This window comes from Flavobacterium johnsoniae (assembly GCF_030388325.1).
GTDB classification, from domain to species: Bacteria; Bacteroidota; Bacteroidia; order Flavobacteriales; family Flavobacteriaceae; genus Flavobacterium; species Flavobacterium johnsoniae_C.
Genome location: NZ_CP103794.1, coordinates 4,430,933 through 4,448,355 on the forward strand (window position 1 = coordinate 4,430,933; position 17,423 = coordinate 4,448,355).

Genomic DNA, 17,423 nt, shown 5'->3' on the forward strand with positions numbered 1-17,423 from the left:
TTTATTATTAATTTATTTTTTGAGGAACCTCTTCTAGTATTGCTACTTTATTTTGGTAATACTTATAGGTTTCAAATTGTGCTCTAAATGGGGCATGATGGTTTTTCGGCTTATATTTATTATCCAATTTATAGGAATGATATCTTACTTTTACATTTCCTTTCCAAGCAATGTTGAAATTATCGATTAATTCTTTTTTAATTTCAAGGTCATAAATTGGGCAAGTTACCTCAACTCTTCCGTCAAGATTTCTTGTCATAAAATCGGCAGACGAAATGTAAACTTCTGTTAGACCAGCATTTCCAAAAATATAAACTCTAGTATGTTCTAAATAATTATCTACAATACTAATCGCTTCAATATTTTCACTCATTCCTGGAATTCCTGGAATCAAAGAGCAAATTCCTCGAACTTGAAGTTGAATTTTAACTCCAGCATTACTCGCTTCATATAGTTTATCAATCATTTTAAAATCAGATAAACTATTCATTTTAAGCTTTATATGTGTTTTTCTTCCTGCTAATGCATGAAGAATTTCGCGATCAATAAGTTTAATGAATTTGGTTCTTGTATAATGAGGCGAAACAATTAAATGCTTGTATCTGTGCACTCTATAATTGATATCAAAAAACTCAAATATTTTCGAAGTGTCTTTTAAGATTCCCTGATGGCAAGTTAGCAACGTTACATCGGTATAAATTTTTGCCGTAGATTCGTTAAAGTTTCCTGTAGAAATAAATCCGTAACGACGGTTTTTGCCTTCTTCCATTCGTTCAATAACGCAAATCTTGCTGTGCACTTTAAGGCCTTTAATTCCGAAAATAAGTTCAATTCCTTCGGTCTGCATTTGTTCAGCATACGAAATATTCGAAGCTTCATCAAAACGAGCTTGAAGTTCGATTTGCACAACAACTCTTTTACCATTTTTTGCAGCATTAATTAGCGAACTAATAATCTGCGAATTTTTAGCCAAACGATACAACGTAATCTTAATACTTGTAACTTTTGGATCTAAAGCTGCTTCACGCAAAAACTTTGTTAAATAAGAAAAAGATTGGTAAGGAGCGTGTACTAAATAGTCTTTTTTACTGATTTTTTCCAGAATACTTCCTTCCAAACTTAAGCCAGGAACAGGCAGCGGTTCATTTGGTTTATAAAGCAAATCGTAGCGTCCTAGATTTGGGAAACTCATATAATCACGACGGTTGTGGTATCTTCCACCCGGAATTATACTATCAGTTTCTACAATTTTCATTTTATCTAAAAAGAAATGCAGCGTATCATCTTCTATTAAACTATCATAAATAAAACGAACAGGTTCGCCAATTCGACGGTCTTTTACAGAAGTGGCGATTTTTTCGAGCATACTTTTACTCAAATCACTATCGATATCCAATTGCGCATCTCGCGTAATTTTGATCATATGTGCAGAAACGCTCTTATAATCAAATATATTGAAGATGTTTTTTAGTTTAAAACGAATTACATCATCTATTAAAATTACATATTGTTTTTCATCATCAGAAGGAAGAACAACAAATCGATTGATGTTTTTGGGAATTTCGATTAAAGCGTAACGAACTTCGTCATTTTTTAATTCTAAACGAACTGCCAAATATCCTAAAGTGTCTTTTAGAATTGGAAAAACTGCCAAATCATTCAAAATGATAGTTACCAATTCTGGACTTAACTTCTGGTTATAAAAATCTTTTAAAAAACATTCTTGCTTTGGCGTAATCTGTTTTTCGTTTATTATAAAGATATTTTCAGCCTCTAACTCTGTTTCGATATTTCCAAGAATACGTAAACTTTCAGATTGCTGTTGAATTACAATATCTGTAATATCTTTAATTAATTGATGAGCAGAAATTCCGCCTAAATATTTTTCTCCAGAAATACCAGATAGACTTAATCTTCTAATTGCAGCATATCGAACCCTAAAAAATTCGTCTAAATTGTTTGAAAAAATTCCAACAAAACGCAATCTGTCTAAAAGCGGAACCGTATTATCTGCGGCTTCCTGAAGTACTCTTGCATTAAACGCTAACCAGCTTTTTTCTCTATCGATATATTTCTGTTCGTACACTGTTATGATTTTAAATCTTTGGGGAATATAGTTTTATGTGTTTTGCCTTTATTTATTGTATCCCAGCTTTCAGCATCAAATTGTAAGGATACAAAGCCCGAAGTTGGAACATTATCAATAAAAACATCCCCAAATTTATTAACAAAATTTGTAATAGCCTCGTTATGTCCGAAAAGAATAACGCTTTCTAAACTATTATCACACGATTTGATAACTTTTTCGAGTTGTTTCTCATCAAAAGTATATAAATCGTCTTTAAAAACGATGCTTTCTATTGGGTAAGAAATATTTTGAGCAAAGATTAAAGCAGTTTCTGAAGCCCTTGCGGCAGTACTGCTCCAAATTATATACGTTTTTGGAAGATAATTAGAAATATGTAATGAAACGTCATGCGCATCTAAAATTCCTCTTTTCATTAATGGGCGATCGAAATCTTTCAACGGTGCTTCCCAACTTGATTTAGCATGGCGTATTAAAATGAGATTTTTCATAAGCTGTAAAATTTAAAAACCTGATTTGGAGATTAATTTTTTATTTAAGTTCTAATTTACAAAAGAAATCTTAAACCTTTTCCATTTTTTATTTCCCTTAACATTAAAATGAAATTTTAACAAGAATGTAATCTTAATAATATAGTAATCTTTAAAAAAAATGAATTCTAAAAAAAGTACAATTAGTGTATTTTGTCTAGAAAATAAGTACTTAGTCGAGATTATATAAATTTGCAAAAAATTAACCAAATATCTGATTATTAGATATTTATAATATTTAAAAACTTCCAATTTTAACTAAAAAAGCAAAAAAAACGTGTTGCATTTTTTGCATTTTTATGTTAAAAAATATTCTTTTTATCGCTTTTTTTTGTAGAAAAAATACATTTCAACGAGTTTTTAGGTTAGTTACAGATAAAAAAATTCAATTAGAAAAACTCTAATATAACTTTGAATCTGTTAAAATTTCATAAATACTTTTAAACAAAATCATAAGTTATGAAAACTAAATCTACTCTTGAAAAAGCAGTAAAATTTGTTACTAATTGTAAGTTTATTTTTTTCTCAAAGAGAAACATCTTTCAAAAAAATATTTTTTTCATACTGTTTTTTTTGACAACAACTTTTTCATTTGCTCAAACTGAAAATGTGGATTCGTACTTAACAAGCTTGAAAAACTCTGGACAAGATTCTAAGCTTAGCCATCTCAAACATCTTCTGTATGATATACAATCTGCAATATATTCTTCTTCTACAGGAATAAAAGTTTATGGTGAAAAACCGACCGCTTTATTCGCAGATATTAATTCGCTTAACAACCTTAACAGTGCGGTTTCATTAAAAAGCGATATCGAAATTGTAACGATTAAAATTGAAAATTCTGCAGATTTAAACAAGTCAATAGATCTTAATTCTTTCTCTGGCTTTGAAAAATTAAAATACGTTTTCATCATTTCAAAAATTGAAACAAACCCAGCTGTAATCAATAATTTGATTAAAAATGATACTTCAAAATATGTTCTACTTTATAAAATCTCGATAGGCGGATAATTTAAAAAGCTATTACTATGAAAAAATTCTACTATCCCTATTTAACGGCTTTTTATATCTTTTTTATGCTTTTTATGAGCATTAATGAAGTAAAAGCTCAAGTAATTGTACCGTTTAAAGAACGAACTTCTACATATTCTCCTACTAGAACGATTTATAAAATCAAAGGAGATTTTACGATGATTGGAAATATCAATCTAACGACTCAGAATTATGATCGTTGGGAGACTAATGGTCCTTTTCCGATGGTATACATTGACAAGGATAATGATAACCAAACAGTTAATTCTTCTTCTGCAACTTTAGATTTATTGAATGATCATGGTGCCAAATTGACAAACTGTTACAATATTGTTTACGCTGGATTGTACTGGACTGGAAGAATTGACGATGCAACTAATAGTCCAAGTACTTTTACTGTAAATAAAAACGGTAACGTTACAAATCTGGATAAAAGAAAAATCTTGTTTAAAGGTCCAAATAATGGAAACTACGATGAATTTACAGCAACGGATATTTATTTCCCAAATAATTCTGAAAACAATATTTTTACTGCATACACAGAAGTTACAGATTATGTAAAAGCAAATGGAGTTGGTGAATATTTTGCCGCAAACATTGCTGCAACAGAAGGTGCTGACGGTGGTGCGATAGGAAAATATGCCGGATGGGGATTAATAGTGGTTTATGAAAATTCAGACATGAAAAATAGGGATATTACTGTTTTTGATGGTCATGCATTTGTTCAAAATAACATTACTGCCGATCACTCTTTTTCTGTTTCTGGATTTAACGCTATAGCATCTGGACCTGTTGATGTCAAACTTGGAATTATGGCTGGTGAAGGTGATATTAATTATAATGGCGATTATTTTAAAATTCAGAAATTGAATACTAATGATTATTTAAGTTTAAGCCATTCTGAAAATTCACCAGATAATTTCTTTAACTCTTCTATCAATACTGGAGGAAATTATAGAAATCCGAATTTTGAAAATAATTCAGGAATGGATATCAGTATGTTCAAACTTCCAAATGAAAATAAAGACATCATTGGAAACAATCAGACTTCTACCACTTTCAGATATGGATCTACTGTTGACACTTATGTAATCTTTTCTATTGTCATGGCAGTTGATGCATATGTTCCAGAAATTGAAGGTATTATTAGTGCTACTTCAATAAACGGAAGTCCTGCTGGAGCTGGTCCATACACAGTTTTACCTGGTCAAGAATTAGGCTATAAAGTTCAAATACAAAATAGAGGAACAGAGGCTATCCAAAATAGCAAACTTGTTATTCCAATTCCTTACAATGCTACATATGTTCCTGGAAGTTTAGCAAAAACAATAAATTTTACTCCTGCTCCTACTCCAAATTCATTGACATATGAACCAACAATTGGTGCAAATGGCTCTATTGTTTGGGATTTAGGAACATTGCCATTACCAACTGATCCGAATACTATTTTGGGAGAATTAACATTCACATTAAAATCAACTGAGAATTGTGCTTTGCTAAAAAATTCTAACTGTAGCAATGTTATTCAGGTAAATGGAAAATTAAGTGGAAAAGGTGTTAATTCTTCAGTTACTGTAACTGATCATTCTTTGATATTAGGCTACACACCATCTGGAAGCTGTACGGGATCTCCAATAGCAGCACCACTTCAAACAACAATAGATTCAGCAAATTATACCAATGCAAATTGCCAAGCGACTCCGCCAATAATTGCATTTACATTTTGCAACAGCGCATCATCAATTCCTGTTACAGATGTTACAGGATCTTTTCCAACAGGATCAACGTTTTACAATGCGTATCCAGTAGTTGCAGGAACAACAGCTCAATATACCATCAACAATCCGTTTCCTGCTACGGTTGGAACATCAACTTATTATGCTATTCCTCCTGGAGCGTCTAGCGGATGTTATTTTCAATTTACAATTACTATTGAAAGCATTACAACCACACCAACGGTTACTAGTCCAATAAATTATTGTATTGGTGATACACCAGTAGCATTAACTGCTGTACCTACCAAACCAGAATATACATTATACTATTATGAAACCTTGACTTCAACAGGTCAGCAATCATTAACACCTTCTACAACTGTAGCTGGACAATACACTTATTATGTTGCCGAAGGAAAAACAAATGCTTGTATTGGTCCAAAAAAAGAAATAATAATTAATGTAAATGAAAAACCAACAGTTTCTATAACTAATCCTCTTCCAATTTGTTCTCCTGCTACTTCATTAGATTTAACGGCTACAAATATCACAGCTGGAAGCTCTTCAGGATTAACATACACGTATTGGACAGATGCTACGGCAACAACTCCATATGCCAACTTTGCTGAAGCTGTTCCTGGAACTTATTACATAAAAGGAACTAATTCTTCTAATTGCTTTGATATAAAACCAGTTGTAGTTACAAAAAGTACTGTTTCGATAACAGAATTAACTGCTTCGCATGTAGATGTAAAATGTTTCAATCAGGCAACAGGTTCTATTAGCGTAGAAAATGCTTCTGGCGGAGTAGCTCCTTATACTTATTCATGGAAAAAAAATGGTGCTGTTTATACAGGAACTTCGCAAACGTTAACTGATCTTGAAGCTGGCAGTTATGAAATTACTGCAACAGATAGCAATGGTTGTCAAGGAACTTTAGTTATTACAATTTCTCAACCTGCTGCAGGTTTGGCTTTAGGAATATCTTCTAAAACTGATGCTTCATGCTTTGGAACAAGTACTGGAACTTTAACTGCCGGTGCTGTAACAAATGCCATTGGAACAGTAAAATATTCTTGGAAAAATGAAGCAAATACTGAAATTTCAACTTCTGCAAATGTTTCAGACGTACCAGCGGGAACATACACATTAACCGTAACTGATGATTGTTCTTCACAGTCTAATTCTGTTATAGTTGGTCAGCCAGCTGCGGCGCTAAGTGCTGTAAAATCTCAAACTAATGTTTCATGTGGCAACGGAACAAACGGTTCTGCAACAGTAACTGTTTCTGGAGGAACTCCTGCATATACTTATATTTGGAATACCAATCCGGTTCAAACTACTGCAACAGCAAATAATCTTATAGCTGGAAATTATAGCGTAAAAATTACGGATGCAAACGGATGTGAAATTAATGAGTCTTTTACAATTTTAGATGGAGATGCTATCAAACCAATCATAAGTCCGTTACCACAAACAACAACAATTAATTGTCCAGCAGAACCTGTTTTTGCACAAGCAACAGCAACAGATGATAGCGGAACTGTATCTTCATTAACATATATTGATGATATTGTTCCTGGAAATTGCGCTGGTTCTTATACAAAAACAAGAACTTGGACTGCACAAGATGCTTGCGGAAATATTTCGCTTCCTGTATCACAGACCATTATTGTGCAAGACAATACGGCACCAACTTGGACAACACAAGCTGGATCTTTAGATAAAACTATAGAATGTAGTGATGCTTCCGCTTTAGCGAATGCTCAAGCTTTATTTCCAACTGCTACAGATTCTTGTGATGCAGACGTAACAAATATCGTAAAAGTAAGCGGTTCATTTACAGCTTCTGCTGGATGCGGAAATGCAGGAACTTACACCAATACGTGGACCGTTAAAGATGATTGCGGAAATACTTCTGATACTTTCACGCAGATAATCACTATTCAAGATACGACTGCACCAACTTGGACAACTTTAGCTGGATCTTTAGATAAAACTATAGAATGCAGCGATGCTTCCGCTTTAGCGAATGCTCAGACTTTATTTCCAACTGCTACAGATTCTTGCGATGCAGATGTAACAAATATTGTAAAAGTAAGCGGTCTGTTTACAGCTTCTACAACATGTGCAAATGCTGGAACTTATACCAACACTTGGACTGTTAAAGATGATTGCGGAAATACTTCTGATACTTTCACGCAGATAATCACTATTCAAGATACGACTGCGCCAACTTGGACAACTTTAGCTGGATCTTTAGATAAAACTATTGAATGTAGCGATGCTTCCGCTTTAGCGAATGCTCAGACTTTATTTCCAACTGCTACAGATTCTTGCGATGCAGATGTAACAAATATCGTAAAAGTTAGTGGTGCATTTACAGCTTCTCCAACATGTGCAAATGCTGGAACTTACACCAATACTTGGACTGTTAAAGATGATTGCGGAAATACTTCTAGCACTTTCACACAAATAATTACGATTCAGGATACAACTGCGCCATTATTTACAGGAAATCTTCCACAAAATATGACTGTTTCATGTGATGCTGTTCCGGAACCTGCGGAAATGACTGCATCTGATAATTGTAATGGAAGTTTACCAATAGTATTTTCTGAAACAAAATCAGATATTCAAAATGGATGTGCTTCAAATTACACTTTAACGCGTACTTGGAAAACTAGTGATTGTGGAGGAAACACAGTTTCTTATACTCAAATAATTACAGTAAAAGATACAACTGCTCCAACTGGAACGGCACCTGCGAATGTAACTAATTTAGCTAGCATCGATTTAATTCCTGTGGGAAGTCCAGCGGATATTAAAGATGCGGCGGATAATTGCAGCCCCACCGTTAATATCACTGTAAAAGACACAAATAGCGGATGTGACGGAAACGTAAATATCTTAACCAGAACATATACATTAACAGATTGTGCTGGAAACAAAACGGAATTAGTTCAGACCTTTACTATAAACTGTAAAAAAGCCATTATAGCAAATGATGATTCTGCAGGTCCGATTGCAGGTGTTAATCATACTACAACTAATGTTTTGAATGTTTTTTCAAATGACACTCTGGATGGTGCGCCAGCTACTCCATCGAATGTTATCTTGACTACAGTAACACCAAATCCGTTTTTGCAATTAAATCCGAATGGTTCTATTGATATATTGCCAAATGCACCGGTTGGAACATTAACTTTAGTTTATCAAATTTGTGAAGCAAACCAAACAAATAATTGTGATACTGCAACTGTAACAATTACTATTGAAGCTCCAAAAATGACGGTTACTGCAACTCCAATCTGTGTAAACGATGTTCCATATATTGATTATGTGGTAACACCTTTAAACTTTACTCCTGTAAACGGTGTAAGCATTGTATGGGCTGATAGCAGTAATAATGCTGTAACAACAATGAATAACTTGCCATTAACTGGACGTATTTTATGGCCAGGTGCTATAATAGACAACAATGGAAAAGGTATCGACTGGCCAGGATGGATTTTCGAAAACAACAAATGGGTTCAAGGTGCAGATGGTTTTGAAAAATTGCGTCCAACAGCTAATTTGATTGTAACATTAAATCCAACAGAAACTATTACGGTAAATTATCCTCCTTCTGATCCTTATTGTACATCTCGTCCTGCATTTGCCATTGTTGCAAATAACGACACAGCTGGTCCAATAAACGGAGTTTCTGGAGCAAATAATATCGTAAATGTTTTAACTAATGATACATTGAATGGTTCTGCAGTAAACATAAATGACGTAACATTAACAACAACTATTCCTGATCCAAAAGGAGCGTTAACTTTAAATGCCGATGGCTCAGTAAATGTTGCTCCGAATACACCTGAAGGAACGTACACATTAACATATCAAATTTGCGAAAAAGCTGATTTTGGAAATTGCGCAACCGCTGTCGTAACAGTAACGGTTATAACTCCAGCTGCGCCTCCAACTCCTGTTGTTGCAAATGACGATACTTACAGTAATATTGGATGCAACACTTTTGGAGTAGTAGGTAATGTTTTAAGCAATGATTTAAAAGGCACAACTCCTGTAACTCTAGAAATAGTAAACTTTACGCTTCTTAGTGATAATAATAGTAAAACTGATCCGAATATTACAATCAGTAATTCTGGAAGTGTAACTGTTTCTAGTTTAACGCCTGCTGGAACTTATACTTACAGTTATAGAATCTGCGACAAATTAAGTTCTGAAAATTGTGATACCGCAATTGTTACTATTACAGTGGTTCCAAATGGTACTACGCAATTTAGCAGTGAAGCTTGTACAGACGATTCATCTCTTCTAAATTTAACTAGTTTGCTTCCTGAAGGAAGTCCAACTACTGGAACTTGGGTAGACAGAAGTAATTCAAATGCGCTTCAAGGAAACATTTTTAATCCGTTTGGGTTGGCTTTAGGAAATTATGTTTTAGAATATTTAATCGCCGACGAAAAATGTCCAAGAAGCATCATTCTAAACATGGAAGTAAATGATGATTGTAAAGTTTTGGCTTGTGGTGAAGTATTTCCTCATAACGCTTTCTCTCCAAATGGTGACACATTCAATGACACGTTTAAAATTGACTACATCGACGATTTAACTTGTTATCCAGAAAACACGGTCGAAATCTATAATCGTTGGGGTATTTTAGTTTTTGAAACCAAAAACTACAATAATACAACGAATGCATTTGATGGAATTTCTAGAGGAAGAACAACTGTTAAACAATCTGACGGATTACCTACTGGAACTTATTTTTATATCATTAATTATAAATCTCTAGATGGCAATAACAACCTTCAAGATAACAAGCTAAGCGGTTATTTATATCTATCAAAATAACATTCGACTCTAAACAAAACGTAAAATACTATTTTTCAGCACATTAATAAAATTTATGTAAAAAAAATATGTATTTTTACATTAAATAACTATTTGATTTTCAATATATTAAAAAATCAATAGTAATATTAAAAATAATTCATTTACTATGAGAACAAAATTACTTTTTTTCGTCATTCTGTTAGTTACATATAGCGGTTACGCGCAACAAGATGCTCAGTTTACGCAATATATGTACAATACAATTAACATAAATCCTGCTTATGCTGGTTCTCGTGGTGCATTAAGTATTTTTGCATTACACCGTGATCAATGGGTAGGATTAGATGGAGCCCCTAAGACAAATACAATATCTGTCAACACTCCAATAAACAACAGCAATGTTGGACTTGGCGTATCTTTAGTTAATGACAAAATTGGTCCCACGACCGAAAATCAATTCTCTGTAGATTTATCTTATACGATTCCAACTTCAGACACTTGGAAACTTTCATTTGGGATAAAAGGTACCGCAGATATTTTTAATCTTGACGTAACTAAATTAAGCCCAGAAACAGCTGGCGATCCTAAATTTCAAAACTTAGATAATGATTTTTCTCCAAATGTTGGTGCGGGTTTATACTGGCATTCTAGTAAAGCTTACATTGGTTTATCTGTACCAAACTTTATTCAGACCAATCGTTACGATGATAATGATGTAGCTATTTATAAAGATAAAATCAACTATTATTTAATGGCAGGTTATGTCTTTGATCTTTCTCAGGAAATAAAATTTAAACCTGCTGCTTTAACTAAAATGGTTGAGGGTGCACCTCTTCAGGTCGATGTATCAGCAAACTTTTTATTCTTCGAAAAACTAACTCTTGGGGTTGCCTACAGATGGGATGCAGCGGTAAGTGCAATGGCTGGATTTCAAATTACTGACGGCTTATATCTTGGATATGGGTACGACAATGAAACTACTAGACTGAGAAACTACAATTCTGGTTCGCATGAAATCTTCTTACGTTTCGAACTTTTCAAATACAATAGTAAAATGACAACTCCTCGTTTCTTCTAAAACTTCGCACCATGAAAAACTATACACTACTTCTCTTAACCATTATCAGTGCTTTTTCATTTGGCAGTTATGCTCAAAAAGCGAAAATAGCTTCTGGAGACAAGAAATATGACAGTTATGCATATGTAGATGCTATTAAAACTTATGAAAAAGTAGCGTCTAAAGGATACAAATCTGAAGACATGTTTAAAAAACTAGGAAACTCTTACTATTTTAATTCAGATTTTGCAAATGCCGCAAAGTGGTATGGCGAATTGTTTGCAATGAATACTTCTATAGAACCTGAATATTACTACCGATACGCTCAATCTTTAAAATCTATTGGCGAAAACAACAAAGCCAATTCTTTTTTAGATCAGTTTTACGCAAAATCAAAAAACGATGCTCGAGGTAAACTTTATAAAGATAATGCCAATTATCTAGACGAAATCAAAGCCAATTCAGGAAGATATAAAATTGAAGATGCCGGTATAAATAGTAAATATTCTGATTATGGATCTTTCGTCTACAATAACAAAATATATTTTGCTTCTGCCAGAGATACTGGAAATTTTACGAAACGCAAACACCAATGGACTGGAGAATATTTCACCAATATTTACAATGCTGATGTAGATTCTCAAAGTGGAAATGCGGGCAAAGTTAAAAAGTTCAAATCGGCAATTAACACCAAATTTCACGAAGCATCTCCTGTTTTTACACAAGATGGTAAAACAGTTTATTTTACAAGAAACAATTATATTAATGGGAAAAAAGGGAAAAATGAAAATAGAATTACTTTAATAAAAATTTATAAAGCAACTTTAAATGCTGATAATAAATGGGACAACATTGTTGAACTTCCTTTTAATAGCGATAATTACAGCACTGGACATCCTGCATTAAGTCCCGACGAAAAAACATTATATTTTTCATCAGATATGCCAGGTTCTTTCGGTCAATCTGATTTGTATAAAGTCAGCATTAATTCAAATGGCGGATTTGGAACTCCTGAAAATCTTGGAAAAGAAATTAATACTGAAGGAAAAGAAACATATCCTTTTGTAACTAAAGAAAATGAAATTTATTTTTCGTCTGACGGATATCCTGGACTTGGAGGTTTAGATGTTTTTGTGGCTAATATCGATAATGATGGAAAAATAAGCAATATTCAAAATGTCGGAGCAGATGTAAACTCTCCTAAAGACGATTTCGCGTATATTATTGATCCAGCTTCAAGAAGAGGTTATTTTACCTCAAATAAAGATGGCGGTCAAGGTTCTGATGATATTTATAAATTCTTAGAAACAAGAAAACTCAAATGCGAGCAACAGCTTGAAGGAATAATTACTGATGCCGAGACTGGAACTGTTTTGCCAGGCACTAAAGTAACTTTATTCGACGATCAGATGAACGTGAAAAACACAATAGTTACAGATGAATACGGAAAGTATGTTTTTCCTGTTGAATGTGGAAAAATATATTTTGTAAGAGCCGAAAAACCTGAATACAATACTAAAGAAGTAAGTGTAACTATTTCTAAAACAAGTGGAAAAACTAGTCTGCCAATTGCATTAGAAAAATCAAGCTGTAAAGTTACTGTCGGTGATGATTTAGGTGTTTGCTTTGGAATTAAAATGATCTATTTTGATCTTGACAAATCGAATATTAGAACAGAAGCTGCCTTAGATTTAGAAAAAATATTAGTGGTTTTAAACGAAAATCCAACAATGAAATTAGATATTCGTTCGCACACAGACAGTAGAGCAACACATCAGTACAATGCAGCTTTATCTGACAGAAGAGCAAAATCTACCATTAAATGGCTTATTAAAAACGGTATATCGCCAAATCGATTAACAGGAAAAGGCTATGGAGAAACTCAACTTGTAAATAAATGTGCAGACGGAGTTAAATGTACCGAAGAAGAACATCAAGCCAATAGACGAAGTGAGTTTATTATAACTGCTTTGTAATTTTTAATTACTAACATAACCAACGGAAAAAGCTGTCTAGATAGACAGCTTTTTTTATATAAAAAAAAATCGTTGTAACTCTACGAAATTACAACGATCTCTAAAAAACCAACCAGTTCAAGTTTTTTTACAACTTAGCAAAAATGTTAGTGTAATATTTTTTACCAGTCACAGTATCTGTTGTAACAGATATACCGAAATGCGTATAATCACCTTCGATATTTGCTTTGTGGCCTGGACTCTCCAGCCAGGCTCTCAAAGCCGCTTCAGGAGTTTTATAGTTGTAGGCAACGTTTTCACCAACTTTTTTGGCTCCTAAAACACTAGTAATATTTTGAGATCTTTCGACAAAATCATTGTGATTTACAACATTGTTTTCAATCATATAAACATTATGTTCTTCACATTTAGAAGATATATGATTTACTTTTTCTAAAGCATTTAAACCAACACTCAAACGGTGTTCGTTAATAAGCTTCATAGTAAGAAGTTCAAAATCGTTGTAAGAGTAATTAGTAACGAGCGCTTCTATCGGATTATTATCCACGCTTCCTTCGGCGGTGTCTGCAGTACATGAGTTCATTGCGATTACAATCGCAATGAACAACATGATGCGCTTAATCTTTTTCATAATCAATAGCATTTTAGCAGTTTAAAGTAAATGTGGGGCAAATCCTTTAAATTTATGTTTGAATAAATATCGTCTGATTTCTTTACCAAACGTATTTAATTTATCGCTAAACTACAAAATTAATCGATGAAATACATCTCTTTTTTTTAATGAAATATAAAATTCCTACAAATCAAGAAGAAAGTCTTTCAATCTTCCATGAAAAGTCAGATTGGCTTGTAAAACGAATCCTGTCATGCAGTCTGTTAGCTCTTCCTTGCCAAAATTCTACTTGTAACGGTGTGACAATATATCCTCCCCAATTTTCAGGTCTTGGAATTGATTTTCCTTCAAATTCAGCTTCGATTTTCTTTAAATTTTCTTCTAAAAAATTTCTAGACGGAATTACTTCGCTTTGATTAGAAACAATAGCGCCAAGCTTGCTTCCGTCTGGACGCGAATCAAAATAGTTATCAGAAATAATTTCAGAAGTTTTTTGGGCAATTCCTTTTATAATTACCTGACGTTCCATTTCCTGCCAAAAAAATGACAAACAAACATTTGGATTGTTTTCAATTGCCTTTCCTTTTTCAGAATGATAATTGGTGTAAAATATAAATCCTTCTTCAGAAAATTTCTTCAACAACACAACACGAGATTTCGGAAAACCATCTAAACCAATTGTAGAAACCGTCATAGCGTTCACTTCTCCACTTCCACCAAAATCTTCTACTTCGTGAAACCAACGGTTAAAAAGATTAATTGGATCTTCCGGAATGCTATTTTCTAACAGTTCACTTTTCTCGTATGATTTTCTATAGTTACTTAAATCACTCATAGTTTTTGTTTTTTTTGTTTCAGGTTTAAAGTTTCAAGTTTGTCAGGCTGAGCGAAGTCGAACCCCTACGTTTGCAAGATACATTTTGCTAAAAAAAGCCCTTCGACTTCGCTCAGGGTGACAACAATTTTCAAAACTTTGTTCCTTTGTCCCTATGTCCCTTATAAATCAAAATTCAAAACTCAAACCGTCATCTGCTAAAAGCACATTTGGAAAAACTTCTTCTGCTTCTTTCTTAAATGATTCTAAACCATCATATCGGGTTGAATAATGTCCTAAAACTAATTGTTTTACATTTGCTTTTAAAGCAATTCTTGCAGCTTCTTTTGCTGTAGAATGTAAAGTTTTTTCTGCTAATCTTGCTTCCGATTCTAGAAAGGTCGATTCGTGATATAAAACATCAGTGTTTTCAATAATTGGAATTATAGCTTCGTTGTAAACAGTGTCGGAACAAAAAGCATAACTTTTTGTTGGCGGTGGATCAAAAGTCAACTTTTCGTTTTCAACAACAGTTCCGTCATCCAATGTAATATCGCCGCCGTTTTTTATTTTCTGATAATAAGCAACATGAATATCATATTGCTGAACCGCCTCAACGTTCAGCTTTCTTTCATCTGGTTTTTCTTGAAAATGATAACCATTTGTATAAACGCGGTGTTTTAGCGGAATTGTTTTTACAATTACTTTTTTATCCTCAAAAATAACTTCGCTTTCTTTTGATTCTAATTCGTGGAAAAACAAAGAATAAGTTGTCCAAGATTCAGTTAATTTCAATTGAAGCAAAATTAATTCTTTAATTCCTTTTGGACCATAAATATGTAAATCTGTGGTTCTTCCTAGAAGAGAAAAAGTCGAAATTGTTCCAATTAATCCGAACAAATGATCACCATGAAGATGCGAAATAAAAATGTGGTTAATCTTCGAAAATTTAATTTTATTCTTTCGAAGCTGAACCTGAGTTCCTTCACCACAGTCAATTAAAAACAATCTATTTTTAATCTCTAAAACCTGCGAAGTCGGATTAGTAAGTGTTCTAGGAGTTGCGGCGTAACAGCCAAGTATAGTTAATTTCATTTTTCAATTGATAATTGACAATTAATAATTATCAATTGTTAATTATTAAAAACCTAAGTCTCTTTCGATTTCTTCCATTTCGATAATGTCGTGCGCTTCTAAAAGAGAAGGAACAACAGTTAATTTATCAGAAATAGCATTAAAATCAAGATCGGTTGCAACGATTACAAACGATTTTTTTGCTTTTTTATGCTGCTTAGAAAGCGGTAAAAAAGCTTTCAAATCTTTTTCTGTAATCGCTGTGTCAGCTGACAAATCGATGATAATATTTTGTTTTTCAAAGGTTTTAAACTGTTGCGTTACTTTTTCCAAGAAAGCATTTACATCTCCTTGAGTATCTTTAATCGTAACGGTATGTCCTTTTTGATCTACTTTCATTTTATAATTTTATGGGGCTTATAATTTATGATGCAAATTTACTAAGTTTTTTTGTTGTTTCAGGTTTCATGTTTCAGGTTGTTTACTTAAAGTTTGATTTTAACGCAAAGCACGCTAAGTTTTTTCTCCTCAGTTAGTCCTAAAACCTGCAAAGTTCGCAAAGCTAAATCTACACAAAGCTTTGCGAACTTTACATATTTATTAAGTTTCGCTTGTTAAAAAAACTTAGCGTGCTTTGCGGTAAAAAAATATCACCTCCAACAATAACTTGAAACATTAAACTTGAAACAAAAATCTACTGAATCTTAGAAGCCAGCAAATAAATAACCGCCATTCTAATCGCTACACCATTTTCTACCTGATTCAAAATCACAGAATGATCAGAATCTGCAACCTCAGAAGTAATCTCTACTCCTCTATTGATTGGTCCTGGGTGCATGATTACGATTTCTTTTCCTAGCGAATCTAAAAGCGGTTTGTCTACTCCGTATTGTTGTGCATATTCACGTGTTGACGGGAAGAAATTCACATCCATACGTTCGTTTTGAACTCTAAGCATATTCGCAACATCACACCATTCTAAAGCTTTACGCAAATTCGGTTCAACCGTTACACCAAGCGATTCAATATATCTTGGAATCAGTGTTTTTGGTCCGCAAACTTTTACTTCTGCCCCTTGCATCTGCAAAGCATATATGTTTGAAAGCGCTACACGCGAATGCAAAATATCGCCTACAATAACTACTTTTTTTCCAGCAACATCTCCCAATTTTTCTCTAATAGAATAACTGTCTAACAAAGCCTGAGTTGGATGTTCGTGCGCTCCGTCTCCAGCGTTTACGATACTGGCTTTGACATTTTTAGATAAAAAATAAGCCGCTCCTGGATTGGAGTGGCGCATTACAACCATATCAACTTTCATCGAAAGGATATTATTTACAGTATCAATCAAAGTTTCTCCTTTTTTAACCGATGACTGAGCTGCAGAAAAACTGATTACATCAGCAGATAAACGTTTCTGTGCTAATTCGAAAGAGAGTTTGGTTCTAGTGCTGTTTTCAAAGAAAATATTGGCAATGGTAATATCTCGTAATGAAGGAACTTTTTTAATCGGTCTATTAATGACTTCTTTAAAATGATCTGCCGTTTCAAAAATCAGGTTAATATCATTCTCGTTGATATATTTTATTCCTAATAAATGATTTACGCTTAATTCTTTCATTGTGTGTGTTTATATATTTTGTTTGTTTAATCGTTTATTTGTTAAATTGTTTAATGCTGG

General features: G+C 33.3%; 11 protein-coding genes. 4 read left to right on the forward strand and 7 right to left on the reverse strand.

The window, feature by feature from the left end; translation table 11 throughout:
• Window positions 1–7: 7 nt before the first annotated feature.
• Complete coding sequence (gene ppk1 / locus NYQ10_RS18775) at window positions 8–2,086, reverse strand: polyphosphate kinase 1 (protein WP_289877755.1); 2,079 nt, start codon at window positions 2,084–2,086, stop codon at window positions 8–10.
• 2 nt (window positions 2,087–2,088) lie between these two features.
• Window positions 2,089–2,577, reverse strand: coding sequence for a SixA phosphatase family protein (locus tag NYQ10_RS18780; RefSeq protein WP_289877756.1), 489 nt, complete (start codon window positions 2,575–2,577; stop codon window positions 2,089–2,091).
• A 612-nt stretch (window positions 2,578–3,189) separates the two neighbouring features.
• Between NYQ10_RS18780 and NYQ10_RS18785 the strand changes: the two genes are divergently transcribed.
• From NYQ10_RS18785 to NYQ10_RS18800, 4 genes are all read left to right on the forward strand, one after another.
• Window positions 3,190–3,627 (forward strand): hypothetical protein, encoded by a 438-nt coding sequence (locus NYQ10_RS18785; RefSeq protein WP_289877757.1) that lies wholly within the window; start codon window positions 3,190–3,192, stop codon window positions 3,625–3,627.
• A 17-nt stretch (window positions 3,628–3,644) separates the two neighbouring features.
• Complete coding sequence (locus NYQ10_RS18790; protein ID WP_289877758.1) at window positions 3,645–10,226, forward strand: HYR-like domain-containing protein; 6,582 nt, start codon at window positions 3,645–3,647, stop codon at window positions 10,224–10,226.
• Between the two features lie 148 nt (window positions 10,227–10,374).
• Window positions 10,375–11,286 (forward strand): PorP/SprF family type IX secretion system membrane protein, encoded by a 912-nt coding sequence (locus tag NYQ10_RS18795; protein ID WP_289877759.1) that lies wholly within the window; start codon window positions 10,375–10,377, stop codon window positions 11,284–11,286.
• Between the two features lie 11 nt (window positions 11,287–11,297).
• A complete protein-coding gene (locus NYQ10_RS18800) occupies window positions 11,298–13,241 on the forward strand; it encodes an OmpA family protein (RefSeq protein ID WP_289877760.1) in 1,944 nt (647 codons plus the stop codon).
• Window positions 13,242–13,368: 127 nt separating this feature from the next.
• Here the strand turns inward: NYQ10_RS18800 and NYQ10_RS18805 are convergent, their stop codons facing one another.
• The 5 genes from NYQ10_RS18805 to NYQ10_RS18825 form a co-directional block, all read right to left on the reverse strand.
• Complete coding sequence (locus tag NYQ10_RS18805; RefSeq protein WP_289877761.1) at window positions 13,369–13,872, reverse strand: CAP domain-containing protein; 504 nt, start codon at window positions 13,870–13,872, stop codon at window positions 13,369–13,371.
• Window positions 13,873–14,044: 172 nt separating this feature from the next.
• Window positions 14,045–14,689 carry a pyridoxamine 5'-phosphate oxidase gene (pdxH, locus tag NYQ10_RS18810; RefSeq protein ID WP_289877762.1) on the reverse strand — a complete coding sequence of 215 codons (645 nt, stop codon included), beginning with the start codon at window positions 14,687–14,689 and terminating at the stop codon, window positions 14,045–14,047.
• A 168-nt stretch (window positions 14,690–14,857) separates the two neighbouring features.
• Window positions 14,858–15,763: a ribonuclease Z gene (locus NYQ10_RS18815; protein WP_289877764.1), complete on the reverse strand. Its 906-nt coding sequence runs from the start codon at window positions 15,761–15,763 to the stop codon at window positions 14,858–14,860.
• Window positions 15,764–15,808: 45 nt separating this feature from the next.
• Entirely contained in the window at window positions 15,809–16,141 is a 333-nt protein-coding gene (locus tag NYQ10_RS18820) for a ribonuclease Z (RefSeq protein ID WP_289877765.1), read from the reverse strand.
• Window positions 16,142–16,436: 295 nt separating this feature from the next.
• Window positions 16,437–17,363 carry an aspartate carbamoyltransferase catalytic subunit gene (locus NYQ10_RS18825; protein ID WP_029273654.1) on the reverse strand — a complete coding sequence of 309 codons (927 nt, stop codon included), beginning with the start codon at window positions 17,361–17,363 and terminating at the stop codon, window positions 16,437–16,439.
• Window positions 17,364–17,423: the final 60 nt, after the last annotated feature.